Genomic DNA, 23,568 nt, shown 5'->3' on the forward strand with positions numbered 1-23,568 from the left:
AAGTTTCGTGTCAGGTTGGCCTAACGTGACAGATGTGCAGAAGCTGTCAAATGAAGTTGACATAAAGCCTTGACTTGTGGCTGGCGCGCTCCAGTTCGCTGAAAAATGATCCGTTCGCGGGTTGCAGGCGTAGAAGGCACATGATGCTTGACGCCTCGAGAGCCGCTATGACGGAACAGGCCTTGCCGCCGCTGCCTTCGGGCATAGGTGGGAAGGTCGGTTCGCGCCAGATGAGGGACGGGTCGTTGGCGACGACGGATGAGACGGACTGGGCCGGCCTTCTGGTGAAGGTACGCGACCATCAGGACAGGGCGGCGTTCGCGGCGCTGTTCCGGCATTTCGCCCCTCGGGTGAAGGCCTTCCTGATGAAGTCCGGGGCGGGGGCCGCGCTGGCCGAGGAATGTGCGCAGGACGTCATGGCGACGCTGTGGCAGAAGGCGCATCTCTTCGATCCTTCGCGGGCCAGCGTGGCGACCTGGGTCTTTACCATCGCCCGCAACCGGCGGATCGACGCGCTGCGCAAGGCGCGCCGGGCCGAGCCGGAGGAACTGGACTGGGGACCGGATCCCGAGCCTGACCAGGCCGAGGTGATGGAAGCCCAGCAGGAGACGGAGCGGTTGGGGCGGGCTCTTGCGGCCCTGCCTGCATCGCAGAGGGTGCTGATCGAGCGCGCCTTCTACGGCGAGCTGTCGCACAGCGAGATCGCGGCCGAGACGGGACTCCCGCTGGGCACGATCAAGTCGAGGATAAGGCTGGCGCTGGAAAAACTGCGCCACCAGTTGGGGTAAGGACCAGGACGGGAATGACGACGATACGCCACCATCTTTCGGACCAGTTGCTGATGGCCTATGCCGCCGGCCAGCTGCCCGAGGCGTTCAACCTGGTTGTGGCGACGCATGTGTCGCTCTGCGACGAATGCCGGGCGCGGGCGGCGTCCTTCGATGCGGTGGGTGGCGCGCTTCTGGAAGAGGCGGAAGAGATCGCCATGGGCGAGGACGCCCTGACCCGCGCGCTGGAACGGATCGAGGGGCTGCCGCAGGCGACCCGGTCCGAGCCGCTGAAACCCGCGGGGATCTTTCCGGCCCCGCTGGCGGATTACGTTGGCGGGGACCTGTCCGCCGTGCGCTGGCGCAAGGTCGGCGGCGGGGTGAAGCAGGCGATCCTGCCCACCGGCAAGGACGCCTCGGCGCGGTTGCTCTACATCCCGGCGGGAACGGCGGTGCCGGACCATGGGCATCGGGGAATGGAGCTGACCCTTGTCCTGCAGGGCGCCTTCGCCGACGAGAACGACCGCTTCGGTCGCGGCGACATCGAGATTGCCGACGAGGAGGTGGAACACACGCCGGTCGCGCTGGCGGGCGAGGACTGCATCTGCCTCGCCGCCACCGATGCGCCGCTGCGGTTCCGTGGGCTGATCCCGCGGCTGGCGCAGCCCTTGTTGCGGATCTGAGCGGGCGGCCCAAGAATTTTCGGCGAAAATTCTTGGGCTTCGGGCGTTGTGCCCTCAGGTCAGACCGTCAAGCCGCACCGCCAGCACCGGCCAGTCGCCCTGAAGCCGGGCGGCGCCTTCGGTCAGGATCAGGTCGTCGCGCTGCACGGCCCGACCGTTCACCAGACACGGCCCAAGCGCATAAAGCGCCAGCATGCCGCCGGCGGACAGGCTGTCGTTCTGCGCCACGACGACCTGCGGTTTCGGCAGGCTGCGGGCCGTCATCACGTTGAAATCGTCGGACTGCATCGCCTGCGTCTCGCTGGCCTCGACCGGCACGTCGCCCGGAAAGGCCACCGGCACCAGCGGCTCGCAGCGCAGGTCGATCCCCGGCCCGGTCAGCCGGAAGCCGGGGCCTGAGAGGACCGTCAGGTTCCGCTCGATCCCCGGAAACAGCGAGAAGGGCCCGTCCTCGACCACTGCCGCACGCGACAGGCGGACCAGAAGCTGCCCGTGCCGCTCCAGCCGCCACAGCTCGGTCGTCGTGCCGCGCCCGTTCTTCCAGGGCTGGCGGGAATAGTCGGCGGCGGTGAGGTGGATCATTCGGCGGCCGTGGGTCCGATGACGCGCGCGGGATCGTCGGGGGCCAGTTCCTCGAAGTCGAAGTTGTCCAGCCGGCGGGCGCGCTTGGTCGCCTTGTCGGAGGAAATCTTGATTTCCTCGATGTCCTTTGCCGCCTGACCGAAGTGGCGGTCCAGGTTCTCCACCCGCGCGCCCAGCCGTTCGACGTCGGCATAAAGCAGCGACAGTTCCCGCCGGATCGCCCCCGCCTGTTCGCGCATCCGGGCATCCTTCAGGACGGCCCGCATCGTGTTCAGCGTCGCCATGCAGGTGGTGGGCGAGACGATCCAGACCTTCGCGGCGAAGCCTTCGCGCACCAGGTCGGGGAAATTGGCGTGGAGTTCCGCGTAGACCGCTTCCGAGGGCAGAAACATCAGCGCGCCGTCGGCGGTCTCGCCCTCCAGGATGTATTTCTCGGCGATGGCGCGGATATGGGCACGCACGGCGGTGCGCATCAGCTGCGCGGCCTCTTGCGCCAGGCGCGGCGTGTCGGCGCGGCGCAGCGCCTCATAGGCCTCGAGCGGGAACTTGGCGTCGATGACGATGGGGCCGGGCGGGTTCGGCAGGTGGATCAGGCAGTCGGCGCGGCGGCCGTTGGAAAGGGTCGCCTGCATCGTGTAGGCGTCCTTCGGCAGGGCCTTCTGCACGATGTCGTGCAGCTGGATTTCCCCGAAGGCGCCGCGCGTCTGCTTGTTCGACAGGATGTCCTGAAGCGACAAGACGTTGCCCGACAGCTTCTCGATGTTCGCCTGCGCCTTGTCGATCGTCTCCAGCCGCTGCTGCAATTCGCCAAGGCTGCGTGCCGTGCGGGTCGAGGTGCCGTGCAGCGCCTCGGTCATCTGGCGCTGGACCTCGGCGAGGCGCTGTTCCATCACCTGCAGCATCGCGGTCTGGCTGACCGCCTGCGCTTCCGAGACATGGTGGAGGCCGCCCGCCAGTTGCTGCTGGCCGTCGCCGATCTGCTGGATGCGGCTGGACAGCCAGGCCACCTCGCGCGCGAGCGGTTCGGCGGCCGAGGCCGACCGTGCCGCCGTGCGCAGGATCAGGACGAGGAAGCCGAGGAGCAGCGCGACGAGGCCGCCGAGGACGAGGACCTCGGGGGCGTTCCAGGCATAGGTCTGGCCGAAAAGCGTGATCATCGGCGGCCGAACAGCCGTTCGATGTCGGCAAGCGACAATTCCACATAGGTCGGCCGTCCGTGGTTGCACTGGCCGGAAAGCGGCGTCGCCTCCATCTCGCGCAGCAGGGCGTTCATTTCCTCGGGCCGCATCTGGCGGCCGGAACGGATCGAGCCGTGACAGGCCATGCGCGACAGGATCGCGTCGATCTTCGCACGCACCAGTTGGCTGTCGCCCTGATCGGCGAGTTCGTCGAGGATGTCGCGGAGCAGCGCCGCGCCGTTGACCGGGCCGAGGACGGCGGGGGTCTCGCGGATGGCCACCGCAGATCCGCCGAAGGGTTCGATCACCAGCCCGACCTCGGCCAGCGCGGGGGCGGCGTCGAGGAGGCGGCTGGCGTCTGCCGGTGAGAGATCGACGATTTCCGGGATCAAGAGGGGCTGGGCGCGGATGCCGGTCTCGGCCAGCTGGCGCTTCAGGCGTTCATAGACCAGACGCTCATGCGCGGCGTGCTGATCGACGATGACGATGCCGGTCGCCGTCTGGGCGACGATGTAGTTTTCATGGAGCTGCGCGCGGGCGGCGCCCAGGGGATGCTCGTCGTGCGGCTGCGCCTTCTCCTCGCTGGGCGGCGCGAAGGCGGGGGCTTGCGGGGCCTCGGCGAAACCGGGTGCCTGGAAGGCGAAGGCGCGGGCGAGCGCCGGCTGGCTGGGCCGGTCCATCTGGTAGATGCGCGGCTCAGGCCGGAAGGCGTCAAGCGTGGCCGCGCCCACTGTGGACGACGCGCGGTGGCCAGCGCCGGCCAGAGCCGATTTCAGCGCGGTGATGATGAGGCTGCGCGCGGCGTCGGGTTCGCGGAAGCGGACCTCGGCCTTGGCGGGGTGGACGTTCACGTCCACGCGCTGCGGGTCGGCGATCAGGTTCAGCACCGCCGCCGGGTGCCGATCCCGCGACAGCACGTCGAAATAGGCGGCCCTGAGGGCCCCGAACAGCATCCGGTCCAGCACCGGGCGGCCGTTCACGAACAGGTATTGCTGCGCCGAGGACCCGCGCGAATAGGTCGGCAGCGCGGCATAGCCTTGCAGGCGCAGCCCGTCGCGTTCGGCGTCGATCTTCAGCGCGTTGTCGATGAAGTCGCGACCGATCACAGTGGCAAGGCGGGATCCGAGCGCATCGAACAGGTCCCCGTTCGCCGGGTCGGCACGGAAGAGGACGCGGCTGTCGCCGCCGGTCACGTCGCGCAAGGTGAAACCGACCTGCGGCTCGGCCATGGCGAGGCGGCGGATCACCTCGGTCACGGCCTGCATCTCGGCCCGGTCCGAGCGCAGGAATTTCAGCCGCGCCGGGGTGGCGAAGAACAGGTCGCGCAGCTCGACCACCGTGCCCCGGGTCAGCGCGGCGGGGCGGACCGGGGACAGGCGGCTGCCCTCGCAGGCGATCTGCGCGGCAGCTTCGCCTTCGGCGCGCGAGGTGATCGTCAGCCGTCCCACGGCGCCCAGGCTGGGCAGCGCCTCGCCCCGGAAGCCGAAGCTGCGGATGTCGAGGAGGTCCGACCCGTCGATCTTTGACGTGGCATGGCGCGACAGCGCCAGCGGCAGGTCCTCGGCCGTCATGCCGCAGCCGTCGTCCGTCACCCGGATCAGCGTCTTGCCGCCATCGGCGATGTCGACCTGGATGCGCCCCGCGCCCGCATCCAGCGCATTCTCGACCAGTTCCTTCACCGCCGAGGCCGGACGTTCCACCACCTCGCCCGCCGCGATGCGGTTGATCGCGGCCTCGTCCAGTTGCCGGATCACCGGACGACCCGAAGCGCCCGTTATCTTGGGGGTGTGAACTGTCATGCCCCCATCTGTAGCAGGCGGCCCCGAGTCGGGGAAGAACGAAACCGGACTGGTCCGCCGAGGGCTTGCGCTTTTCAGCGGCTAAGTCATACCGGCGGAAAACGAGGGACGGACATGCAAGACATCCTGGCGCTGGCCAGCGCCAACCTTCTGACACCGATGATCCTGTGCTTTGCGCTGGGTCTGGTCGCAGCCCTGGCGCGCAGCGAACTGACCATCCCCGAGGCGGTGGCCAAGGGGATGTCGATCTACCTGCTGTTCTCGATCGGCTTCAAGGGCGGGGTCTCGGTGGCGGATCACGGTCTTGACGCACGGCTGGTTGCGGCGCTGGCGGCGGGGGTGGTGCTGTCCTTCGTCATCCCCTTCGCGGCCTTCGCCCTGCTGAAGGTGATGACCCGGCTTTCAGCCACCGACGCAGCGGCGGTCGCGGCACATTACGGGTCGATCTCGATCGTGACCTTCGTCACCGGGTCGTCGGTTCTGCAGGGGGCGGGGCTCGTGGCCGAAGGCTACATGGTCGCTGTCGCCGCCGCGATGGAGGCCCCGGCGATCATCTCGGCGCTCTACCTCGCCAGCCGGTCGGGGGGGCAGGCCGAGAAGATGGATGCCGACCTCTGGCGCGAGATCCTGCTGAACGGGTCGATCGTCCTTCTGGTCGGGTCCTTCCTGATCGGCCTGGTAACCGGCGAGCCCGGCATGGCGCGAATCGAGGCCTTCATCGTCGCGCCCTTCCAGGGGGTGCTGTGCCTGTTCCTGCTGGACATGGGGCTGGTGGCGGGCCGGGGGATGCGCAATGCGAAGGGCGTGCTGACGGCGGGGGTCCTGGCCTTCGGTCTGCTGATGCCGGTGGTCGGGGCCGGATTCGGGCTGGCGGCGGGGATGCTGCTGGGCCTGTCCGCGGGGGGCCTCGCACTGATGATGGTGCTGGCGGGCTCGGCGAGTTACATCGCCGTCCCGGCGGCGATGAGGGTGGCGCTGCCGGACGCCAACCCGTCGATCTATCTGACGCTGTCCCTGGGGGTGACCTTCCCGTTCAATCTGGTGTTGGGGATCCCGGCCTGGGTGGCCGTGGCGCAGGCAGTGGGGGGCTGAGACGATGCAGACGCACAAGGCGAAACGGGTCGAGATCATCATCGAGGCGCCGATGGAAAGCCGCCTGACCGCCGCGCTCGAGAAAGCCGGGGTGACGGGGTTTACCGTGCTGCCGGTCCTTGGCGGGTCGGGCCGGTCGGGGCGGTGGAGCCGGGAGGGGCAGGTGGGGCGGAGCGGGATGGTGGCGGTCGTCTGCCTGATCCGGCCGGAACGGCTGGATGCGCTCCTCGAGGCGGCGTTCACCGTGGTGGAACGCCACATCGGCGTGATCGGCGTCACCGATGCCGAAGTCTTGCGGGCGGAGCGGTTCTGAACGCGCGTGCGAAAGCTCGTCGATGACTTCGTCACTCCTCGCCGGACAGGGCCGACGAGGAGCCGAAGGCGCACGAGGAGGGGTCAGCCGTGCTTGACCATCACATGCCGCACGACCGTGTAGTCCTCCAGCGCGTAGGTCGACATGTCCTTGCCGTAGCCGGACTGCTTCAGCCCGCCATGCGGCATCTCGTTGGTCAGCATGAAATGGGTGTTGATCCAGGTGCAGCCGTAGCGCAGCCGCGCCGCCGTGGCCATCGCGCGGCCCACGTCCTTCGTCCAGACGCTTGACGCAAGGCCATAGTCGCTGTCGTTGGCCCAGGTCACGGCCTCGTCCACATCGCTGAACGGCGTCACGGAAACGACCGGCCCGAACACCTCGCGGCGGACGATCTCGTCGTCCTGCTTGGCACCGGCGACCACCGTCGGCTTGTAGTAGAAGCCCTGCTCCATCGCCTCGCCGCCCGTGGTGATCTGGACATGGTTCAGCTCGCGCGCACGGTTGACGAAGCTTGCGACGCGATCGCGCTGGCGCTGAGAAATCAGCGGGCCGATCTCGTTCTTCGTGTCGTCCTCGTCGCCCAGAACGATGGACTCGGCCGCCGTCGTCAGGTCGGCAACGAGGTTGTCGTAGATCTTCTTGCCGGCATAGACCCGGCAGGCCGCGGTGCAGTCCTGTCCGGCGTTGTAGAAGCTGAAGGCGCGCAGCCCCTCGACCACCTCCGAGATATCGGCGTCGTCGAACACCACCACGGGGGCCTTGCCGCCCAGTTCCAGATGGGTGCGCTTCACCGTCTTGGCGGCGGCGTCCAGCATCTTCTTGCCCGTGGCCACGTCGCCCGTCAGCGAGATCATGTCCACCTGCGGGTGGTTGATGAGGTAGCTGCCCACCGTCTGGCCCCGCCCCGCGATCACGTTGACCACGCCCTCGGGCAGCACGTCGGCCAGGATCTGCGCGAGCTTCAGCGCGGTGAGAGGGGTCTGCTCGGACGGCTTGAAGACCACGGTATTCCCGCCGCCGATGGCGGGCCCCAGCTTCCAGGCCATCATCATCAATGGATAGTTCCAGGGCGCGATACTGGCCACCACCCCCACCGGATCGCGACGGATCATCGAGGTATGGCCCGACAGGTATTCCCCCGCCACCGTCCCCGTCATGCAGCGCACCGCGCCCGCGAAATAGCGGAAGCAGTCCACGATGGCCGGGATCTCGTCATTCCGCGCCGCGTTGATCGGCTTGCCGCAGTTCAGCGCCTCGAGCTGGGCGAAGGCATCCGCCTCGGCCTCGATCCGGTCGGCGATGGTCAGAAGCGCCGCCGACCGTTCGGCGGGCGTCGTCCGCGACCAGCCCTCGAAGGCGGCGCGGGCGGCTGCAACCGCACGGTCCACCTGCGCGGTCGAGGCCTCGGGCACTTCGAGGATCAGCCCGCCGGTGCGGGGGTTCAGGATCGGCTCGGGGGTTTCCTGGCCTGCCTCGAAGCTGTTGCCGATGAGGAACTTGGTCTGGATGGTCATGGGTATCTCCCTATTTGCCCATGCCGGCGGTCTCGGAGCCGCCGCGGGTGAGGTAGTAGGCGATGAGGATCGGCACGAAGGTGGCGGCAAAGACCACGATGGCGACGACATTGGTGACGGGGCGCTGGCGCGGGCGCACCAGCTCGTTCAGCATCCAGATCGGCAGGGTGGATTGCTGGCCCGCGGTGAAGGTGGTGACGATGACCTCGTCGAACGACAGCGCGAAGGCCAGCATCCCCCCGGCCAGCAACGCCGAGCCGAGGTTCGGGAGCAGCACATAGCGGAAGGTCTGGAAGGCATTGGCGCCAAGGTCGGCGCTGGCCTCCATGATCCCCCCCGACAGGCGGCGCATCCGGGCCACCGCGTTGTTGTAGACGATCACGATGCAGAAGGTCGCGTGACCCAGCACGATGGTCCAGGTGGAAAACGGGATGTCCATGATCCCGAAGGCCGACCGCAGGCTCATCCCCGTGATGACGCCCGGCAGGGCGATGGGCAGGATGATGAGCAGGGAGAGCTGGTCGCGCCCGAAGAACCGCGCCCGGCTCATCGCGGCGGCGGCCAGCGTGCCCAGGATCATCGCCAGGACGGTGGCGATGGCCGCGACCTTCAGCGACAGGTAGAGCGGCGGCCAGATGTCGGGCCGGTCGAACCAGGCGACCGAGAACCATTTCAGCGTCAGCCCCGGCGGCGGGAACTGGTAGGTTCGTTCCTCGGTGGTGAAGGCGTAGAGGAAGATGAACAGGATCGGCAGGTGCAGGAACAGAAGGCCGCCGATCGCGGTGATCTTCAGCAGCAGGGACGGGCGATCAGAGTGCATCGAAGGCCCCCGCCCGCTTGGCCAGCGTCAGGTAGATCAGCATGATGACGATGGGCACGACGGCAAAGGCCGCGGCCAGCGGGATGTTCCCTGCCGTGCCCTGCAACTGGTAGACAGCAAGCCCGATGAAACGCGAGGAATTCCCCACGATCTGCGGGATGATGTAATCGCCCAGCGTCAGCGAGAAGGTGAAGATCGACCCCGCGATCACCCCCGGCATGGCCAGCGGCAGGATCACAGTGCGGAAGGTCTGCCCCCGTGTGGCGCCCAGGTCGGCCGAGGCCTCCAGCATCGAGGTCGGCACCCGCTCCAGCGCGGCCTGCATCGGCAGGATCATGTAGGGCAGCCAGATGTAGACGAAGACCAGGAAGGTGCCGAAGGGCGAGGTGGACAGCGACGAGCCCTCGAGGCCGGGGATCGTCAGCAGCCCGTCGATCAGGAAACCGGTGCCCGTGCCCTCGGCCGCCCAGGTCAGCACGCCTTCCTTGGCGAGGATCAGCTTCCAGGCATAGACCTTGACCAGATAGCTCGACCACAGGGGCAGCATCACGCCCAGATAGAAGGCGGCCTTCCAGCCGCCCTTGGCGTAGCGCGCGGCGAAATAGGCGATGGGAAAGGCCAGGACCGCGCAGGCCAGCGTGACCGCCGCCGCCATCAGCACCGTGCGCAGGATGATGTCCAGGTTCTGCGCCCGGAACAGCTCGGCATAGGTCTTGAGCGTGAATTCCTCCTTCACCACGCCCGAGAACTCGTCGATCGAATAGAAGGACTGGAGAAGGAGCGCGAAGAGCGATCCCAGATAGACCACGCCCAGCCACAGCAGCGGCGGCAGGATCAGAAGCGCGAGCAACAGTCCCGGCCGCCGCCAGAAGGTGCCGGTCAGCCGGTCGGCCAGGCTGCGCGCGGGCAATACGGCGCTGTGGCTCATGCGCTTGCCCTTTCCCAAATACTCCGGGGGTGAGCGACGCACGGCGCGAGGGGGCAGCGCCCCCTGCCGGCGCGGGTCCGGTCGCAAGCCATTACGCCGCCCCCATCAGGTGCAGCGCCTGCGGATCGAAGGCGATGGCGGTGGTCGCGCCCTCGGCCGGAACCGGCTGCCCGGCGGGGACAAGGGCCGCGATCTCGGTCTCGCCCGCACGGATCACCACCCGCGTGCCCGACCCCAGGTAGCGCAGCGCGGTGACCGTGCCGGTGACCGGCCCGCTGGTGGCCAGCCGCGTCGCCTCGGGCCTGAGGCTCGCCCATTGCGCGGGGCCGCCCAGGGCGCGGGTCAGCTCGGGCGGCAGCACGTTCGAGGAACCGACGAAATCGGCAACGAAGCGCGTGGCGGGGCGGTCGTAGATATCCTGTGGGGTGCCGATCTGGGCGATCTTCCCCTCGTTGAACACGGCCAGGTGGTCGGCCATCGACAGGGCCTCGTGCTGGTCATGGGTGACGAAGACGAAGGTCAGCCCCAGCTTGTGCTGCAAGGCCTTCAGCTCGTCCTGCATCGCCTCGCGCAGCTTCAGGTCCAGGGCACCCAACGGCTCATCCAGCAAAAGCACGCGCGGCTCGTTGACCAGCGCGCGCGCCAGCGCCACCCGCTGGCGCTGCCCGCCCGACAGCTGCGCGGGCTTGCGGTCGCCGTAGCCGTCAAGCTTCACCAGCGCCAGCATCTCCTCGGCCTTCGCATGGCGCTGGGCGCGGCCCATGCCCTTGACCATCAGTCCGTAGGCCACGTTGTCGCGCACGTTCATGTGCGGGAACAGCGCATAGTCCTGGAACACGGTGTTGACGTTGCGCAGATGCGGCGGGACGGAGGAAACATCCTCGCCGAAGATGCGGATCGCTCCGCCCGTCGGTTTCTCGAACCCCGAGATCAGCCGCAGGCAGGTGGTCTTGCCCGAGCCCGAAGGCCCGAGCATGGCGAAGAATGACCCCTCGGCGATGGTCAGGTCCACGCCATCCACGGCCTTCACCGTGCCGAAATGGCGGGACACGTTCTGGAATTCGACGGCAGCAGTCATGAGAGATCCGTAGGGTGCGCTAAAGCGCACCATGTGCAGGGAAACCGTGGCGATGGGTGGGCCATGGGCCCACCCGAGCTCTGGATCAGCGACCGCCGATCACGCCGATGTAGTCCGACACCCAGCGATAGTAGGGAACGCAGGCCCCGTCGCCCTGGGCGCAGTTCGAGACCGGCGTGGTCCAGAAGCGGATCTTCTCGAAATCCTCCATGCCGTTCGCCTTGCAGCTTTCGGCGGTGGACATGCCGCGCCCGTCGGTGCAGGCGGCCGGCACGCTGGGGTTGGCGCCGAACCAGACCGCGAGATCCGATTGCAGGTTCGAGGACAGCGTGTGCTCCATCCACAGATAGGCGCAGTTCGGGTTCGCGGCGTTCACATGCATCATCGTGGTATCGGCCCAGCCCGTCGCGCCCTCCTGCGGGATCGTCGAGGCGATCGGCTGGCCTTCCGATTTCAGCAGGTTCACCTGGAACGGCCAGGAGCCCGAGGCGACCACGCCCTCGTTCTTGAAGTCGTCCATCTGGATGAAGGCGTCGTGCCAGTAGCGGCTGACCAGCTCGCGCTGCTGGCGCAGAAGGTCGAGCGCGGCCTTGTACTGCTCCTCGTTCAGCTCGTAGGGCGAGGTGATGCCAAGCTCGGGCTTGTGGAACATCAGGTATTGCGCGGCGTCGGCCACATGGATCGGCCCATCATAGGCCTGGACCCGGCCCTTGTTCGACTTGCCGTCGGGCAGGGTCATTTCCTCGAAGACCACGTTCCACGAGGTCGGCGGCTCCTTGAAGACCTCGGTGTTGTACATCAGCACGTTCGGTCCCCACATGTAGGGCACGCCGTAATGCACGCCATCGACGGTGTGCCAGGGTGCGTTCTTCAGACGGTCGTCCACCGTGTTCCAGGACGGGATCAGGTCCACGTTGATCGGCTGCACCCGGTCGCCGGCCACCAGCCGCAGCGACGCATCGCCCGAGGCGGTCACCAGGTCGAACCCGCCCTCGTTCATCAGCGCCACCATCTCGTCCGAGGTGTTCGCCGTCTTGACGTTGACCTTGCAGCCCGAGCTTTCCTCGAACTTCGTCACCCAGTCGAAGGCCTTGTCGGTCTCGCCCCGCTCGATGTAGCCGGGCCAGGCGACGATGTTCACCTGGCCTTCGGGCGCGCCGATCGCGGTCACCTGGGCCACGGCCGGGGTTAGCCCGGTCAAGAGGGCAAGGGTCGTGGTTCCCATCAGTCTGAGGCTGGATTTCATGGCTGACTCCCGTTGGTGTGTCTCTTGCATGCGCAAAGGGTCCGTTCATTCGGACTTTCAAAAGAAGCCTAGGTTGCCACGAAAGTTTCACAATGACAAAAAACTGAAGCCAGATATCGGGTTTACCGATGTGTTCCGGGCCGATCGATGCAAGCCTCTTGCGCTCCTGCGAATTGTTCGGCCCTGATGGCACCTGGGTGGGAAGTTGAGTCGAGAGTTGATGCCGCGTTTGTTGATGATTGCGCCCGCACCGGTGATCGAGTCGGACGGGCGCCTGCGTCTCGACGTCAAGTTCGTCGAGGGGATGCGTGTCCAGCAGGGCCTCTGGCCCAGTCGGATCACCGCGGCCCTGCGACGCGGGGTCTCCTCGATTCCGTTCGGCCGGGATTATGGCCTTGACGAGCTTCCCTTCGAGCTTGTGCTTCTGGACCCTGACGAGGCCTTGACGCAGCGGCACCTGTCCGGGTTCGACCTGATCTATGCGGGAGGGGATGACTTCCACTGTCTGGGTCTGCCCGACCTTCTTCATCCCGGGCAGAAGCTGGTCTATGTGATCGAATACACGCACGAGACGCGGTTGCAGATCATGGATCTGGACCGCAGCCGCAGCCTTTTGGGCCGGCTGCGCGGGCGGTTCTGGCTGCGTCAGCAGGAAAAGCGGCGCGAGCGTGCCTTCCGCAGGGCGACGGCGCTCCAGGCGAACGGCTATCCGGCATACGACCAGTATGCGCCGCTGTGCTCCGACACTCTTCTGTATCTGGATGGCCGCATGACGCCAGACCTCTTCGCGACCGAGGCCGAGATGGCCGCGCGCGAGGTCTGGCGGGCGGCGGGTGGCCCGATGCGGCTGATCTTCTCGGGCCGGCTGGAGCCTATGAAGGGGGCGCAGGACCTGATTCCGGTGGCGCAGGTCCTGGAACGGCGCGGGACGGACTTCACGCTGGACATCTTCGGCACCGGCTCGTTGCAGGGCGAGATCGCTGCCGGCATGCGGCGCCTGGCCGATCCCGGTCGGGTCCGCCTGCACGGCGCGGTGGATTTCGAGACCGAACTGGTGCCCTTCACCCGGACGCAGGCCGACGTGTTCCTCGGTTGTCACCGGCAGTCCGATCCCTCCTGCACCTATATCGAGGCGATGGGCTGCGGTGTCGCGGTGGCCAGTTACGACAACCGGATGTGGCAAAGGCTGAACGGCGAGGCGCAGGCGGGCTGGGGTTCGCCCCTGGGCGAGCCGGAGATGCTGGCCGAACGCCTGGTCGCTCTTGCACGCGATCCGGATGCGATCACTCGCGCCAGCCGCAATGCCTGGGCCTTCTCGCAGGCGCATGCCTTCCTGCCCGAGTTCCGACGCCGGATGGAACATCTGGCCCGCATTGCGGGGACCAACCTGCTGCCCGCCGCAGCCTGACCGTCAGCGTCAGGGCGAAGGATCAGCCCGGGCGCACCACGGCCGTGCTTTGCGCCGACCGGATGAAGTTCGAGGCCGGCCCGGTCAGCGGCGCGCCCTTGCGCCAGGCCAGGCCCACTTGCACCGTCGGCAGGTCGCCCGAGACATCGCGGATCTCGATGCGGTCGCCTTCCAGCGACCAGGGCCGGTAGACCAGGCTGGGCAGGATCGCGAGGCCCGCGCCGGTTGCCACCAGGCTGCGCACCGCCTCGACGCTGCGGGTGCGGAAGGCGATCTGCGGCTTGACCGGCAGGGCGGCGGTCAGGCGGCGGGTGGATTCCTCGATCTCGTCCACCATCAGCTGGATCATCGGCGATCCGGCAAGCTCTTCCAGCGCAATGCTTTCCTGCTGCGCCAGCGGATGGCCCAGCGGCAGCCACAGCCGGTAGGGCGAGACGAGCAGCGTCTCGACGTTCAGCGCCATCCGGTCGTGGACGGAACTGGTCAGAAGGACCGCCACATCCAGCTCGCCGCCGATCAGCAGGTGTTGCAGGTATTCGCCCGAATCCTCGATCACGTTCAGATCGACCTGCGGAAAGGCGCGGCGATAGCGTTGCAGGATGTCCGACAGGACATAGCCCGCGACAAGGCTTGTCACCCCCAGCGACAGCCGGCCCTTCGCGGCCTCGGCCTCCTTCTGGAAGGCGGTCCGGGCGGTGGCCACGTCGGCCAGGATCTGCCGCGCATGGCGCAGGAAGGCCGAGCCCTTGTGCGTCAGCAGGATCCCCCGCGCCTGCCGGTCGAAGAGCACGACGCCCAGGTCGTCCTCCAGCCCGCGGATCGCCTCGGTCACCGAGGACTGGCTGATCGACAATGCGCGCGCGGCCCCCGTGACCGATCCTGCCTCGGCGGCGGCAATGAAGAACTGAAGCTGGCGCAGGGTGAATGCCATCGGAATCGGCGATAGGATACCGTGCGTATCTGACCTAGAGATAGACCGTTGTGCAAGGGTTGAAGCCGCGTCTTGCAGGTGGTCTGATGCCGGAAAACGAGGGGGCAGCAATGTGGTGGATCCTTGCGGCGGTGGTTCTGGGCGGGACGGCGATTGCGATGCAGGCCCCGATCAACGCCGCGCTGGCGCGGGAACTGGGCGGGCCGGTCCCGGCAGCGGCGGTGTCCTTCGCCGTCGGCTTTGTCGTCCTGCTGGTCATCGCCCTGGCGCAGGGCAAGGGTGCGGTGTTCCTTGATCTGCCGAAGGTTCCCGCCTGGACGCTGCTCGGCGGCTGCCTCGGCGCCTGGTATGTTCTGACAGCGGTCTGGGGCGTGTCGCATCTGGGGGTGCTGACGCTGGTCTCGGCGCTGATCCTCGGCCAGATGACCGCGGCCATGGTGATCGACGCAACCGGAGCGCTGGGCGTCGCCGTGCGCGAGGTAACTCCCACGCGCATCGCCGCGGCGGGCCTGGTGCTGGCGGGCGTGATCCTGTCGCGCGCCTAGGGTGGCGCGGGCGGCCTTTTGCCCTGCTCCAGCACCGTCCAGCCGGGGGGCGGCGCGGGCGGCGGCGGGCCGTCCTGCCAGAAGCTGAGCCGCAGGTGGTCCGCCTCGCCCGAGGCGTCCGCGACCAGTGCCCAGTGCATCCCGAATCCGTCGATCAGCAGGCCCTCGGCATAGAAGGCGATCTCTTCGGCCTCCAGCGCTTCGGACGGGCTGTCCGGCCAGCCGTCGGCCCCGCCCCAGAACACCAGCCCTTCGAGGTGCCGGCGCTTGCGGGCAATGGCGGCCAGCGGCGCAAGGAAGGTCTCGACATCGGTAGCGCCGGTCATGTCCCTGACCTTGCCGTCTGTCCGAACCCGGCCAGCGCCGCCGAGAGCGCCGGTTCCGCCCGACCGAGCAAGGCATGATAGGCGGCCAGCCTCTCCGGCGTGAAATGCCCCGCCTCGGCCAGCAGGTTCACCGTTCCAAGCACGACCCCGTCGGCGACAACCGGCAGATTGGCGCAAGACCCCAGGCCCAGCGACACGATCAGCTCGTGGTCGAAGAAATGTTCGGCAAACTCGGCCGGAGTGTTCGCGACAAAGGTCCGGCGAGCGACGACGCAGATGGCATGCCAGGCGTCCTTCTCCATCGGCTTCGTGCCCTGCACCGGATATTCCAGCGGATGCGAGGTATAGACCCTGCGGTGCACCGCCGCAGCCTCGTCCAGCGCGGTCACGGTGAACAGCCGGGTGCCCAGCGCGGCACAGTCTGCATGCAGTTGGGAGAACGCGGTCACCTTCAGCCCCGACTTGCGCCAGGTCAACGACTGGCAGAGGATTTCCGGCATTGTTCCTGCCCGAAGCCTGCTGTCAATCGCGGAGCGTCCCATGCAGTACGAAGTCAGCGCGCGGCGGCTGGACGCGACCGGAAGTCTTGCCACCAGCCATGGCGCCGAGGTCCGCCTTGCGACCGACATGGAGGGCCGCAAGGAGGCCCTGAACCCGGTAGAGCTGTTGCTGTCCGCCCTTGCCGCCTGCATGATCAAGGGGGCAGAGCGCGTCAGTCCGACGCTGAGGTTCCAGCTGGACGGAATGAGCGTCTCGCTTGTCGCCGACCGGCAGGATGCCCCGCCGAAACTGACGGCGATCCGCTACGAGATCGTGGTCGACACGCCGGAAAGCGATGCGCGGCTGGAACTTCTGCATCGCAACATCCTGAAATACGGCACCATTTCCAATACGCTCGCCCTTGCCGTCCCCTTGACCGGGACGATCCGCCGGGCGTGAGGCAACGGGGACCGGGCCTGGTCGGTGCCGGGCCTCGCCCCCGGATCGGCGCCTAGCGCCGCGACATCGCGATGCGGATCAGCGCGCGTTCCATCAGCGCCATTCCGGGGGCCTTGCTGGCCGAGCGCAGCGTGAGGTCGGTCTCGACCAGGATCGCGATGGCGGCCTCCAGCTTGCGCGCGCCCCATTGCCCCGCCTGCCGCGCCATGGCGTCCTTCTGCTTGAAGTTCACCCGCGCCTTCTGGATGCCGACCCCCGGCCCCTGCGGATCGGTGGCCGCCGCGTGCAGGATACGGAAATGCCGCAATGCGCCGATGCAGATCGTGACCGGCAGGACGCCCTGGCCTTCCAGCCGCCGGACCAGGGGGCCGATGGCGGCGGCGCGCGCCTCGGCGACCGCGTCGATCAGCTCGTCCACCTCGGCCTCGATGGTGGCGGGCGCCATGGCCGCGACATCGGCCGGGGTCAGGGGCGAGGCGTCGCCGAACTTGTAGAGCGCGATCTTCTCGACGGTCTGACGGAAATCGCCGGGATCCAGCGCGCGGGCCAGCGTGGTCAGGTCCGCCATCGCCTCGCGGTCGATGGCGGCGAGACCGGCCTTGCGCAGCGCCTCCTCGATTTCTTCCCGACCGGGCGGATCGTCATACAGTCCGATCGACACCGCGTTCGGGTGCTTTTCGAACAGCGTCTTCAGCGCCGACTTTCCGGTCAGGCCGCCCGCGGTGACGACGATCGTCGCATCGCCCGGCTTCCAGTCCTTCAGGGCAGCGGAAATGGTTTCGGCAAGACCGTCCGTCGCCTCCTCGACGAAGACGACGCGAGGGCCGGGGAAGAAGCCGACCGCCTTGATCGCATCCAAGAGCAGGCTTGCGTCCTTGCGCAGATCGGCACCGGACAAGCGCGTCAGGCGCATTTCCGCCTCGCCCTCCGGCCCCACCAGCGCGGCGATGGCGTCCTGCCGCTTCAGCGCGACCCGCATCGGATCGGCGCCGAAGATCAAGAGGCCGGCCCGGCCCGGGTCGGGCTTCGCGCAATAGCGGGCGGCCTCGGCCCCCTTCAGGATCATGGGCGATTGGCCATGGCCGCGATCAGCCGGGCGACGATCCGGTCGGCCAGGATCCGCATCAGGCGCAGGCTCGCATCCTCTTCGGCGGCAAGACCGGCGACGGTCGATCCCGTGGCGGCATAGGCGGTAAAGCTCTGCACCCGGCCGCCGGTGACCCGTGATCCCGAGGCGCGGTCGGTCAGCGTGTAGTCGATGACGCCCTTCAGGTTGTAGCGGGTGGTCTTGTTGTCGGTGGTGATGCCCACGCCCACGGTTTCGGTGACGATCGTGTAGGCCAGATCATAGCGCGGCGTCCGAGGCCGGCCCAGCCGCTCTTCCAGCCGCTCCACCAGGTCGAAGCCGTTCTTGTCGGTCGGGTCCTGCACATAGACCGTCCCCTGCAAGGCGGTCGCCGGTCCGTTCGGCGCCAGGGCCGGGGTGAAGCCGCAGGCGGCCAGGGCAAGGGGTGCGGCCAGGATGGCGCGGCGCGACAGGTGGCCGTTGGCGGCCCCCCCACCCCATCCCTCCCCCACGAGGGGGGAGGGAGGCGCCGGGACTGCGACGTCGGGGCCATCGAAGGGCCCCCTCCCCCCTGCATGGGGAATGGATGGAGTGGGGGGGCGACGGTCAGACGACGACATTGATGATCCGGCCGGGGACGACGATGATCTTCTTCACCGGCTGCCCGGCAAGGAACCTGACGACATCCTCGTTCGCCAAGGCGAGCTTTTCAACCTCTGCAATGGCCATGTCCTTCGGCACGCTGATTTCCGCCCGCCGCTTGCCGTTGATCTGGATCGGCAGGGTGACGGTATCGTCCACCAGAAGGGCAGGGTCGGCCTTGGGCCAGGGCGCCTGGGCGCACAGACCGGCGCCGCCCTGATCGGCCCAGATCGACTCCGCGATATGCGGGGTCATCGGCGACATGAGCTTCGCCAGCGTGCGGATGGCTTCCTTCATCACCGGGGTCGAGGCATTGGCCCTGGCGATGGTATTGGTGAAGCCGTAAAGCGTGGCGATGGCCTTGTTGAAGGCAAAGCCCTCGATGCTTCTGGTCACCTCGTCGATGGCCCTGGCCGTTGCCTTTGCGAGGTCAGCGTCGCCTTCGCCCTTGTGATCTTCCGGCATCTCGCCGATGCGGGAACTCAGCGCCCAGACGCGGCCGAGGTGCTTGAACGCGGCCTCGGCCCCGGCGCTGGTCCATTCCACGTCGCGTTCCGGCGGGCTGTCCGACATGACGAACCAGCGCGCGGTGTCGGCGCCGAACGAGGCGATGATGTTCATCGGATCGACGACGTTCTTCTTGGATTTCGACATCTTGGCCGAGGGGATGACCTCGACCAGCAGGCCCTCGTCGGCCAGGGCCCGGATGAAGGCATCGACATCGTCGATCATGTCGATGGGCGGCGGCTCGGTGCCGCGTACGACGATCCGGCGGTCGGCCACGTTGAAGACGGTCACGTCCTCGGGCAGGTGATAGACCGGGCGACCCTGATCGTCGCGGGTCATGTAGATCTCGTGCGTCACCATGCCCTGCGTGAAGAGCGCGTTGAACGGCTCGATGGCCTTGGCCGGCAGGTGGCCCGTCCTGTGCATCGCCCGGGCGAAGAACCGGCTGTAGAGCAGGTGCAGGATCGCGTGTTCGATGCCGCCGATATACTGGTCCACGTTCATCCAGTACTCGGCTTCCTCCGGCACGGTGGGCGTGGTGGCGCGCGGCGCGGTGAAGCGGGCGAAATACCAGGACGAATCGACGAAGGTGTCCATCGTGTCCGTCTCGCGCCGGGCGGGTGCGCCGCAGTTCGGGCAGGCGCAGTGCTTCCAGGTCGGGTGGCGGTCCAGCGGGTTGCCCGGCACGTCGAAGCTGACATCGTAGGGCAGCTCGACCGGCAGGTTCTCCTTCTTCTCGGGCACCACGCCACAGGTCGCACAATGCACCACCGGGATCGGGCAACCCCAGTAGCGCTGGCGGCTGACGCCCCAGTCGCGCAGGCGGTACTTGGTGACGCCCTGACCATAACCCCGCGCCTCGGCATGGGCGATGGCGGCCGCGACGCCCTCGTCACCGGTCTGCACCTCGGCCCCGGCGAAGCCCCTGATGTAGCGGACCTTTTCCGACTTCATCGGCACGAAGGCCTCGGCCAGGGGTGCATCCTCGGCGCCTTCGGCAACGAAGACGGCCTTGATCGGCAGCCGGTATTTCGTGGCGAACTCGAAGTCGCGCTGGTCATGCGCCGGGCAGCCGAAGATGGCGCCGGTGCCGTAGTCCATCAGGATGAAGTTGGCGATCCAGACCGGCAGTTCCCAGGTCGGATCCAGAGGGTGCTTCACGCGGATGCCGGTGTCGTAGCCGATCTTCTCGGCCGTCTCGATCTCCTCGGCGCTGGTCCCGCCCTTGCGGCAAAGGGCGACGAACTCGGCCACTTCCGGGTCCGCCTCCAGCGCCTTTGCCAGCGGGTGGTCCGGGCTGATCGCGGCGAAGGACGCCCCCATCAGCGTGTCGGGACGAGTGGTATAGACCTCAAGCCTTTCAAAGCCTTCCGGGGCACCGACCGTCTCGAACGCGAATTGCAGGCCGCGCGACTTGCCGATCCAGTTCGCCTGCATCAGGCGCACCTTCTCGGGCCAGTTGGTCAGCCCGTCCAGCGCCGCCAACAGTTCCTCGGAATAGTCGCTGATCCTGAAGAACCACTGCGTCAGCTCGCGACGCTCGACCGGGGCCCCCGACCGCCAGCCCTTGCCGTCGATCACCTGTTCGTTGGCCAGCACCGTCATGTCCACCGGGTCCCAGTTGACCACGGCGGCCTTGCGGTAGACCAGCCCGGCCTCCATCATGTCGATGAACATGGCCTGCTGCTGGCCGTAATATTCCGGGTCGCAGGTCGCCAGCTCCCGGCTCCAGTCGATCGACAGGCCGAGCGGCTTCATCTGCGCCTTCATGTCGGCGATGTTGCCGTAGGTCCAGTCCTTCGGATGGCCGCCACGCTCCATCGCGGCGTTCTCGGCCGGCATGCCGAAGGCGTCCCAGCCCATCGGGTGCAGCACGCTGAACCCCTGCGCCGCCTTGTAGCGCGCCACCACGTCGCCCATGGTGTAGTTGCGCACGTGGCCCATGTGGATGCGCCCCGAAGGATAGGGAAACATCTCCAGCACATAGTACTTGGGCTTCGCGGGATCGCGCCGCGCCGTGAAAGCCCCCGTCTCCTCCCAGGCAGCCTGCCATCTGGGTTCGATCACCGAAGGGTCATAGCGCGACATCAGGGGCCTCACATGAATTGCCCGGGCGGCTTACACCGCCTGACACCGCAAGGTAAAGCGGTGCAAGGGGTCTTGCCCTTTCGGAAATACACCGGGTGCGTTCACGGTTGCGCCACGGGTTCAATAAACCGTGGACGCGGGGCAGAGCCCCGGGGGGTGCGGCCCATGCGGCGCCGATCAGAGCTTGCTGTCGCGCACCCGCAGCTGGCGCGCCCGGGTCAGGATCGCGTCCTCGATCGCGCGCACCGTCTCGGGCGCGACCGCGCCGCCACCCTGGCCCTGCAGCGCAACCTTCAGGCTGCGCGCATCCAGCGCCGGGTCCTGCACATAGATCGTTGCGCGATACGCCCGGCCGCCCCCAGGAGGCCGGCCGTAGCCGGTCACGATGACCCCGGTGAAAGGGTCCACCGATTCGATCGGCAGGAAGTTCAGCACCTCGAGGCTGGCCTGCCAGATGTACTTGTTGACCTCGACCGTGGTGTTCGGGTTGTCCGCGTTCGAGAACAGGTCCCAGATGGTGGACCCCTTCTCCTCTTCTCCCCGCGCCCTGGCGATTGCCGCGCGTTGCGCATCGGCCTTCTCCTTGCGGGTCATCTGCTCTTCGCTGGGGATCGAGGTCCGCTTGCCGAACAGGTTGCCGCTGCCGATGCCGCCACCGCAGGCCGAAAGCGACAGTGCAAGTCCAGCGGCCAGTGCCACCCGTGCGAAGTGCTGCAAGTTCATCCGGTCACCCCTGGAACCTCTTGCCGTTTGTCTAGCCGAGGGGCGGGGGCGTGCCAAGGCCTTTCGGCGGATCGGTCGTTCCGGCGGCCCGGCGTCACAGGACGCGCCGGACTCCGGGCGCGCGCGCCTCGCGCCTGTCCACCTCGATGCGAGGCGCCTTGACCCGCGATCGCGCCGCCGCGCGCGCGGCCTTTGGTCCCGCGGCGATGCCCCCCCCCCCGACCTGTGACTTTGCTGCACCAATTTTCCGCCGATTTCCCGATGGCGGCTGGCGGGCGTTGCAATCCCGGGCGCCAGCGGCGAAAACCCGTCCATTCCCCTGCGGATTCCCCTGCGGCGGGCTTACCTTGAAGAAAGAGGGAAACATGAAAAAGATTCTTCTCGCGACCAGCGCCCTGGTGATGGTTGCCGGCGCTGCCGCCGCTGAAGTGGCCGTCTCGGGCTCGGCCCGCATGGGTCTGATCTTCGACGGCGAAGACACCCTGCTGACCTCGCGCGTTCGCGTCGTGTTCACCATGTCGGGTGAATCGGACGCCGGCTTCTCGTTCGGCGCCTCGGTCCGCGCTGACCAGTCGGGCCAGGGCAACACCGAGAACGACGACTCGACCGTCTATGTTTCGGGCGCCTTCGGCAAGCTGACCTTCGGCGACGTCGACTCGGCTGCCAACGCCCTCGTCGGCCACGTCTCGGGCGTCGGCCTCACCGGCCTCGGCGACTGGAACGAACTGCGCTACCTCGGCCACGAAAAGACCGCCGCCCTGTACGAATACTCGACCGGCGACTTCACCTTCGGCCTGTCGGCTGGCCAGATCGAAGACCTGGACGGCGTTGCCGCCAACGATGACGCCTACTCGATCGCGGTGAAGTACGCGCCCGAGAACTACAGCGTTGCGCTCGGCTACGAAACCGCCAACGACGTGGAGCACATCGCTCTGGGCGCCTCGGCGACCTTCGGCGCCGCGACCGTCAAGTTCGTGGCTTCGGACACCGACATCGCCGGCGACGCGACCCAGTACGCGCTGTCGCTCGACTACACCGTTGACGCGGCGACCTTCACCGTGTTCGCCACCGATGAAGGCGACGTCAACAACTACGGCATCGGCGCTTCCTACGACCTGGGCGGCGGTGCAAAGGTTGTCGGCGGTATCGTGAACGTCGGCGACCCGTCGGTCGACGACACCATCGCCGACCTCGGTCTGTCCTTCTCGTTCTAATCCTTCGGGATCGGACGAACCGGAAAGAGCGGGCCTTGTGCCCGCTCTTTTCATTTGCGGCACGGCACTGTGACTTTCGTGACACTTTCCTTGCCGATCCGATTCGGGCCAATCGGCGGACTCTTGCCAGTTCGCGTTTGCGGGCGTCTAGTTGCCTCAAGGTAAAGAAGGATCATCCATCATGAAGCAGTTCCTTGCATCTTCCGCGATCCTTGCCCTGACCGCCGGCTTTGCCGCGGCTGAGGTCAAGATCTCCGGCTCGGCCCGCATGGGCCTCATCGATGATTACGGCGATGTGGGCGTTCTGATGACCAGCCGCGTCCGCGTTACGTTCGACATGTCGGGCGAAACTGACACCGGCCTGTCCTTCGGCGCCTCGGTGCGCGCCGACCAGTCGGGACAGGGCAACACCGCGAACGACGACTCGACCGTCTACATCTCGGGCGCCTTCGGCAAGCTGTCGATGGGCGACGTTGACGGCGCCGCCGCAGCGGCTGTCGGCCAGGTCTCGGGCGTCGGCCTGACCGGCCTCGGCGACTACAACGAGATCGCCTATATCCTCGGGGAAGAGGATACCTCGGCGCTCTACGAATACTCGACCGGCGGTTTCGCCTTCTACCTGTCGGCGCAGCCGAACGGTGGCAACTCGAACTATGGCCTCGGCGCAAGCTACACGGTCGGCGACTACAAGTTCGCCATCGGCTACGAGAGCGTCGAGGATGACTCCACCCCCGGCAGCGCCTGGCCGGACAAGATCGGCTTTTCCCCCTTCTGGGGCAACGGTGCGACGCAGGTCGTCCTGGGCGCGGATGCAACCTTCGGGCCGGTGACGGGCAAACTCCGTTTCGCCCGCTACTCGGAAGACAACATCGACGCGGGCTTGGATCAGACCGCCCTGTCGGTTGACTATGCGGTGGACGCGCTCACACTGACCGCCTTCTACTCGAACTTCCGCGGCACCGATGCCTACGAAGGCGATGACGCAGACTTCTACGGCCTTGGTGCCTCCTACGATCTGGGCGGCGGCGCTTCGGTTGCGGCAGGCTACTCCCGGATCGACTACGGCGCCGACCCGACCTCGGCCGTTGACCTCGGTCTCAGCTTCAAGTTCTGATCCAGGCGGATTGACGAAACCGGAAAGAGCGGGCCTTGCGCCCGCTCTTTTCTTTTCCGCCCGTC

General features: G+C 67.4%; 24 protein-coding genes. 9 read left to right on the forward strand and 15 right to left on the reverse strand.

Annotated elements, in window-relative coordinates:
- Positions 1–230: 230 nt before the first annotated feature.
- Positions 231–788, forward strand: coding sequence for a sigma-70 family RNA polymerase sigma factor (locus FL625_RS04210; protein WP_149587376.1), 558 nt, complete (start codon positions 231–233; stop codon positions 786–788).
- Positions 789–802: 14 nt separating this feature from the next.
- Positions 803–1,450, forward strand: a complete 648-nt coding sequence (locus FL625_RS04215) for a ChrR family anti-sigma-E factor (protein ID WP_149587377.1) — start codon at positions 803–805, stop codon at positions 1,448–1,450.
- Between the two features lie 54 nt (positions 1,451–1,504).
- Here the strand turns inward: FL625_RS04215 and FL625_RS04220 are convergent, their stop codons facing one another.
- The 3 genes from FL625_RS04220 to mutL are packed head-to-tail and all read right to left on the reverse strand — an operon-like array spanning position 1,505 to position 5,009.
- The gene (locus FL625_RS04220; protein ID WP_149587378.1) at positions 1,505–2,032 is read right to left on the reverse strand and encodes a HutD/Ves family protein; all 528 of its coding nucleotides are present in this window, start codon (positions 2,030–2,032) and stop codon (positions 1,505–1,507) included.
- The gene (locus FL625_RS04225) at positions 2,029–3,189 is read right to left on the reverse strand and encodes a DNA recombination protein RmuC (protein ID WP_149587379.1); all 1,161 of its coding nucleotides are present in this window, start codon (positions 3,187–3,189) and stop codon (positions 2,029–2,031) included. Before FL625_RS04225 ends, FL625_RS04220 begins: the two co-directional genes overlap by 4 nt.
- Positions 3,186–5,009 (reverse strand): DNA mismatch repair endonuclease MutL, encoded by a 1,824-nt coding sequence (gene mutL / locus FL625_RS04230; protein WP_149587380.1) that lies wholly within the window; start codon positions 5,007–5,009, stop codon positions 3,186–3,188. The genes FL625_RS04225 and mutL overlap by 4 nt, the downstream gene beginning before the upstream one ends.
- Before the next feature lie 114 nt (positions 5,010–5,123).
- On the opposite strand from mutL, the gene FL625_RS04235 reads away from it, so the two are divergent.
- Both FL625_RS04235 and FL625_RS04240 read left to right on the forward strand, forming a co-directional pair.
- Positions 5,124–6,101 (forward strand): sodium-dependent bicarbonate transport family permease, encoded by a 978-nt coding sequence (locus FL625_RS04235; RefSeq protein WP_149587381.1) that lies wholly within the window; start codon positions 5,124–5,126, stop codon positions 6,099–6,101.
- A gap of 4 nt (positions 6,102–6,105) precedes the next feature.
- Positions 6,106–6,414: a P-II family nitrogen regulator gene (locus FL625_RS04240; RefSeq protein WP_149587382.1), complete on the forward strand. Its 309-nt coding sequence runs from the start codon at positions 6,106–6,108 to the stop codon at positions 6,412–6,414.
- A gap of 83 nt (positions 6,415–6,497) precedes the next feature.
- Here the strand turns inward: FL625_RS04240 and FL625_RS04245 are convergent, their stop codons facing one another.
- The 5 genes from FL625_RS04245 to FL625_RS04265 form a co-directional block, all read right to left on the reverse strand.
- Complete coding sequence (locus FL625_RS04245) at positions 6,498–7,922, reverse strand: gamma-aminobutyraldehyde dehydrogenase (protein ID WP_149587699.1); 1,425 nt, start codon at positions 7,920–7,922, stop codon at positions 6,498–6,500.
- A 16-nt stretch (positions 7,923–7,938) separates the two neighbouring features.
- Positions 7,939–8,748: an ABC transporter permease gene (locus FL625_RS04250; protein WP_149587383.1), complete on the reverse strand. Its 810-nt coding sequence runs from the start codon at positions 8,746–8,748 to the stop codon at positions 7,939–7,941.
- Positions 8,738–9,676 (reverse strand): ABC transporter permease, encoded by a 939-nt coding sequence (locus FL625_RS04255; RefSeq protein ID WP_149587384.1) that lies wholly within the window; start codon positions 9,674–9,676, stop codon positions 8,738–8,740. The genes FL625_RS04250 and FL625_RS04255 overlap by 11 nt, the downstream gene beginning before the upstream one ends.
- A gap of 91 nt (positions 9,677–9,767) precedes the next feature.
- Entirely contained in the window at positions 9,768–10,754 is a 987-nt protein-coding gene (locus FL625_RS04260; RefSeq protein WP_149587385.1) for an ABC transporter ATP-binding protein, read from the reverse strand.
- Positions 10,755–10,839: 85 nt separating this feature from the next.
- A complete protein-coding gene (locus tag FL625_RS04265) occupies positions 10,840–12,000 on the reverse strand; it encodes an ABC transporter substrate-binding protein (protein ID WP_149587386.1) in 1,161 nt (386 codons plus the stop codon).
- Positions 12,001–12,253: 253 nt separating this feature from the next.
- On the opposite strand from FL625_RS04265, the gene FL625_RS04270 reads away from it, so the two are divergent.
- Positions 12,254–13,408: a glycosyltransferase gene (locus FL625_RS04270; RefSeq protein ID WP_160147727.1), complete on the forward strand. Its 1,155-nt coding sequence runs from the start codon at positions 12,254–12,256 to the stop codon at positions 13,406–13,408.
- 22 nt (positions 13,409–13,430) lie between these two features.
- Here the strand turns inward: FL625_RS04270 and FL625_RS04275 are convergent, their stop codons facing one another.
- Positions 13,431–14,339, reverse strand: a complete 909-nt coding sequence (locus tag FL625_RS04275; protein ID WP_149587388.1) for a LysR family transcriptional regulator — start codon at positions 14,337–14,339, stop codon at positions 13,431–13,433.
- Positions 14,340–14,449: 110 nt separating this feature from the next.
- Between FL625_RS04275 and FL625_RS04280 the strand changes: the two genes are divergently transcribed.
- Positions 14,450–14,884, forward strand: a complete 435-nt coding sequence (locus tag FL625_RS04280; protein WP_235019308.1) for a DMT family transporter — start codon at positions 14,450–14,452, stop codon at positions 14,882–14,884.
- Here FL625_RS04280 and FL625_RS04285 read toward each other — a convergent pair.
- Together FL625_RS04285 and FL625_RS04290 are read right to left on the reverse strand one after the other, a co-directional pair.
- Positions 14,881–15,210, reverse strand: a complete 330-nt coding sequence (locus tag FL625_RS04285) for a hypothetical protein (RefSeq protein WP_149587390.1) — start codon at positions 15,208–15,210, stop codon at positions 14,881–14,883. The two genes, FL625_RS04280 and FL625_RS04285, sit on opposite strands and share 4 nt — an antisense overlap.
- On the reverse strand, positions 15,207–15,710 hold the full coding sequence (locus FL625_RS04290; RefSeq protein WP_200833878.1) for a GAF domain-containing protein: 504 nt from the start codon (positions 15,708–15,710) through the stop codon (positions 15,207–15,209). The genes FL625_RS04285 and FL625_RS04290 overlap by 4 nt, the downstream gene beginning before the upstream one ends.
- 40 nt (positions 15,711–15,750) lie before the next feature.
- Between FL625_RS04290 and FL625_RS04295 the strand changes: the two genes are divergently transcribed.
- Entirely contained in the window at positions 15,751–16,149 is a 399-nt protein-coding gene (locus FL625_RS04295; protein ID WP_149587391.1) for an OsmC family protein, read from the forward strand.
- Positions 16,150–16,201: 52 nt separating this feature from the next.
- Here FL625_RS04295 and holA read toward each other — a convergent pair whose 3' ends face one another.
- The 4 genes from holA to FL625_RS04315 all read right to left on the reverse strand — a co-directional run bounded on the left by holA (position 16,202) and on the right by FL625_RS04315 (position 21,175).
- On the reverse strand, positions 16,202–17,215 hold the full coding sequence (gene holA, locus FL625_RS04300) for a DNA polymerase III subunit delta (RefSeq protein ID WP_149587392.1): 1,014 nt from the start codon (positions 17,213–17,215) through the stop codon (positions 16,202–16,204).
- Complete coding sequence (gene lptE / locus FL625_RS04305; RefSeq protein WP_235019309.1) at positions 17,212–17,727, reverse strand: LPS assembly lipoprotein LptE; 516 nt, start codon at positions 17,725–17,727, stop codon at positions 17,212–17,214. Before lptE ends, holA begins: the two co-directional genes overlap by 4 nt.
- A gap of 94 nt (positions 17,728–17,821) precedes the next feature.
- Entirely contained in the window at positions 17,822–20,452 is a 2,631-nt protein-coding gene (leuS, locus tag FL625_RS04310) for a leucine--tRNA ligase (RefSeq protein ID WP_149587394.1), read from the reverse strand.
- A 177-nt stretch (positions 20,453–20,629) separates the two neighbouring features.
- Complete coding sequence (locus FL625_RS04315) at positions 20,630–21,175, reverse strand: DUF3576 domain-containing protein (RefSeq protein ID WP_149587395.1); 546 nt, start codon at positions 21,173–21,175, stop codon at positions 20,630–20,632.
- A 365-nt stretch (positions 21,176–21,540) separates the two neighbouring features.
- Between FL625_RS04315 and FL625_RS04320 the strand changes: the two genes are divergently transcribed.
- Together FL625_RS04320 and FL625_RS04325 are read left to right on the forward strand one after the other, a co-directional pair.
- Complete coding sequence (locus tag FL625_RS04320) at positions 21,541–22,389, forward strand: porin (protein ID WP_160147728.1); 849 nt, start codon at positions 21,541–21,543, stop codon at positions 22,387–22,389.
- A gap of 181 nt (positions 22,390–22,570) precedes the next feature.
- The gene (locus tag FL625_RS04325) at positions 22,571–23,503 is read left to right on the forward strand and encodes a porin (protein ID WP_149587397.1); all 933 of its coding nucleotides are present in this window, start codon (positions 22,571–22,573) and stop codon (positions 23,501–23,503) included.
- Positions 23,504–23,568 lie beyond the last annotated feature (65 nt).

This window comes from Tabrizicola flagellatus (assembly GCF_008271465.1).
Taxonomy (GTDB): domain Bacteria; phylum Pseudomonadota; class Alphaproteobacteria; order Rhodobacterales; family Rhodobacteraceae; genus Tabrizicola; species Tabrizicola flagellata.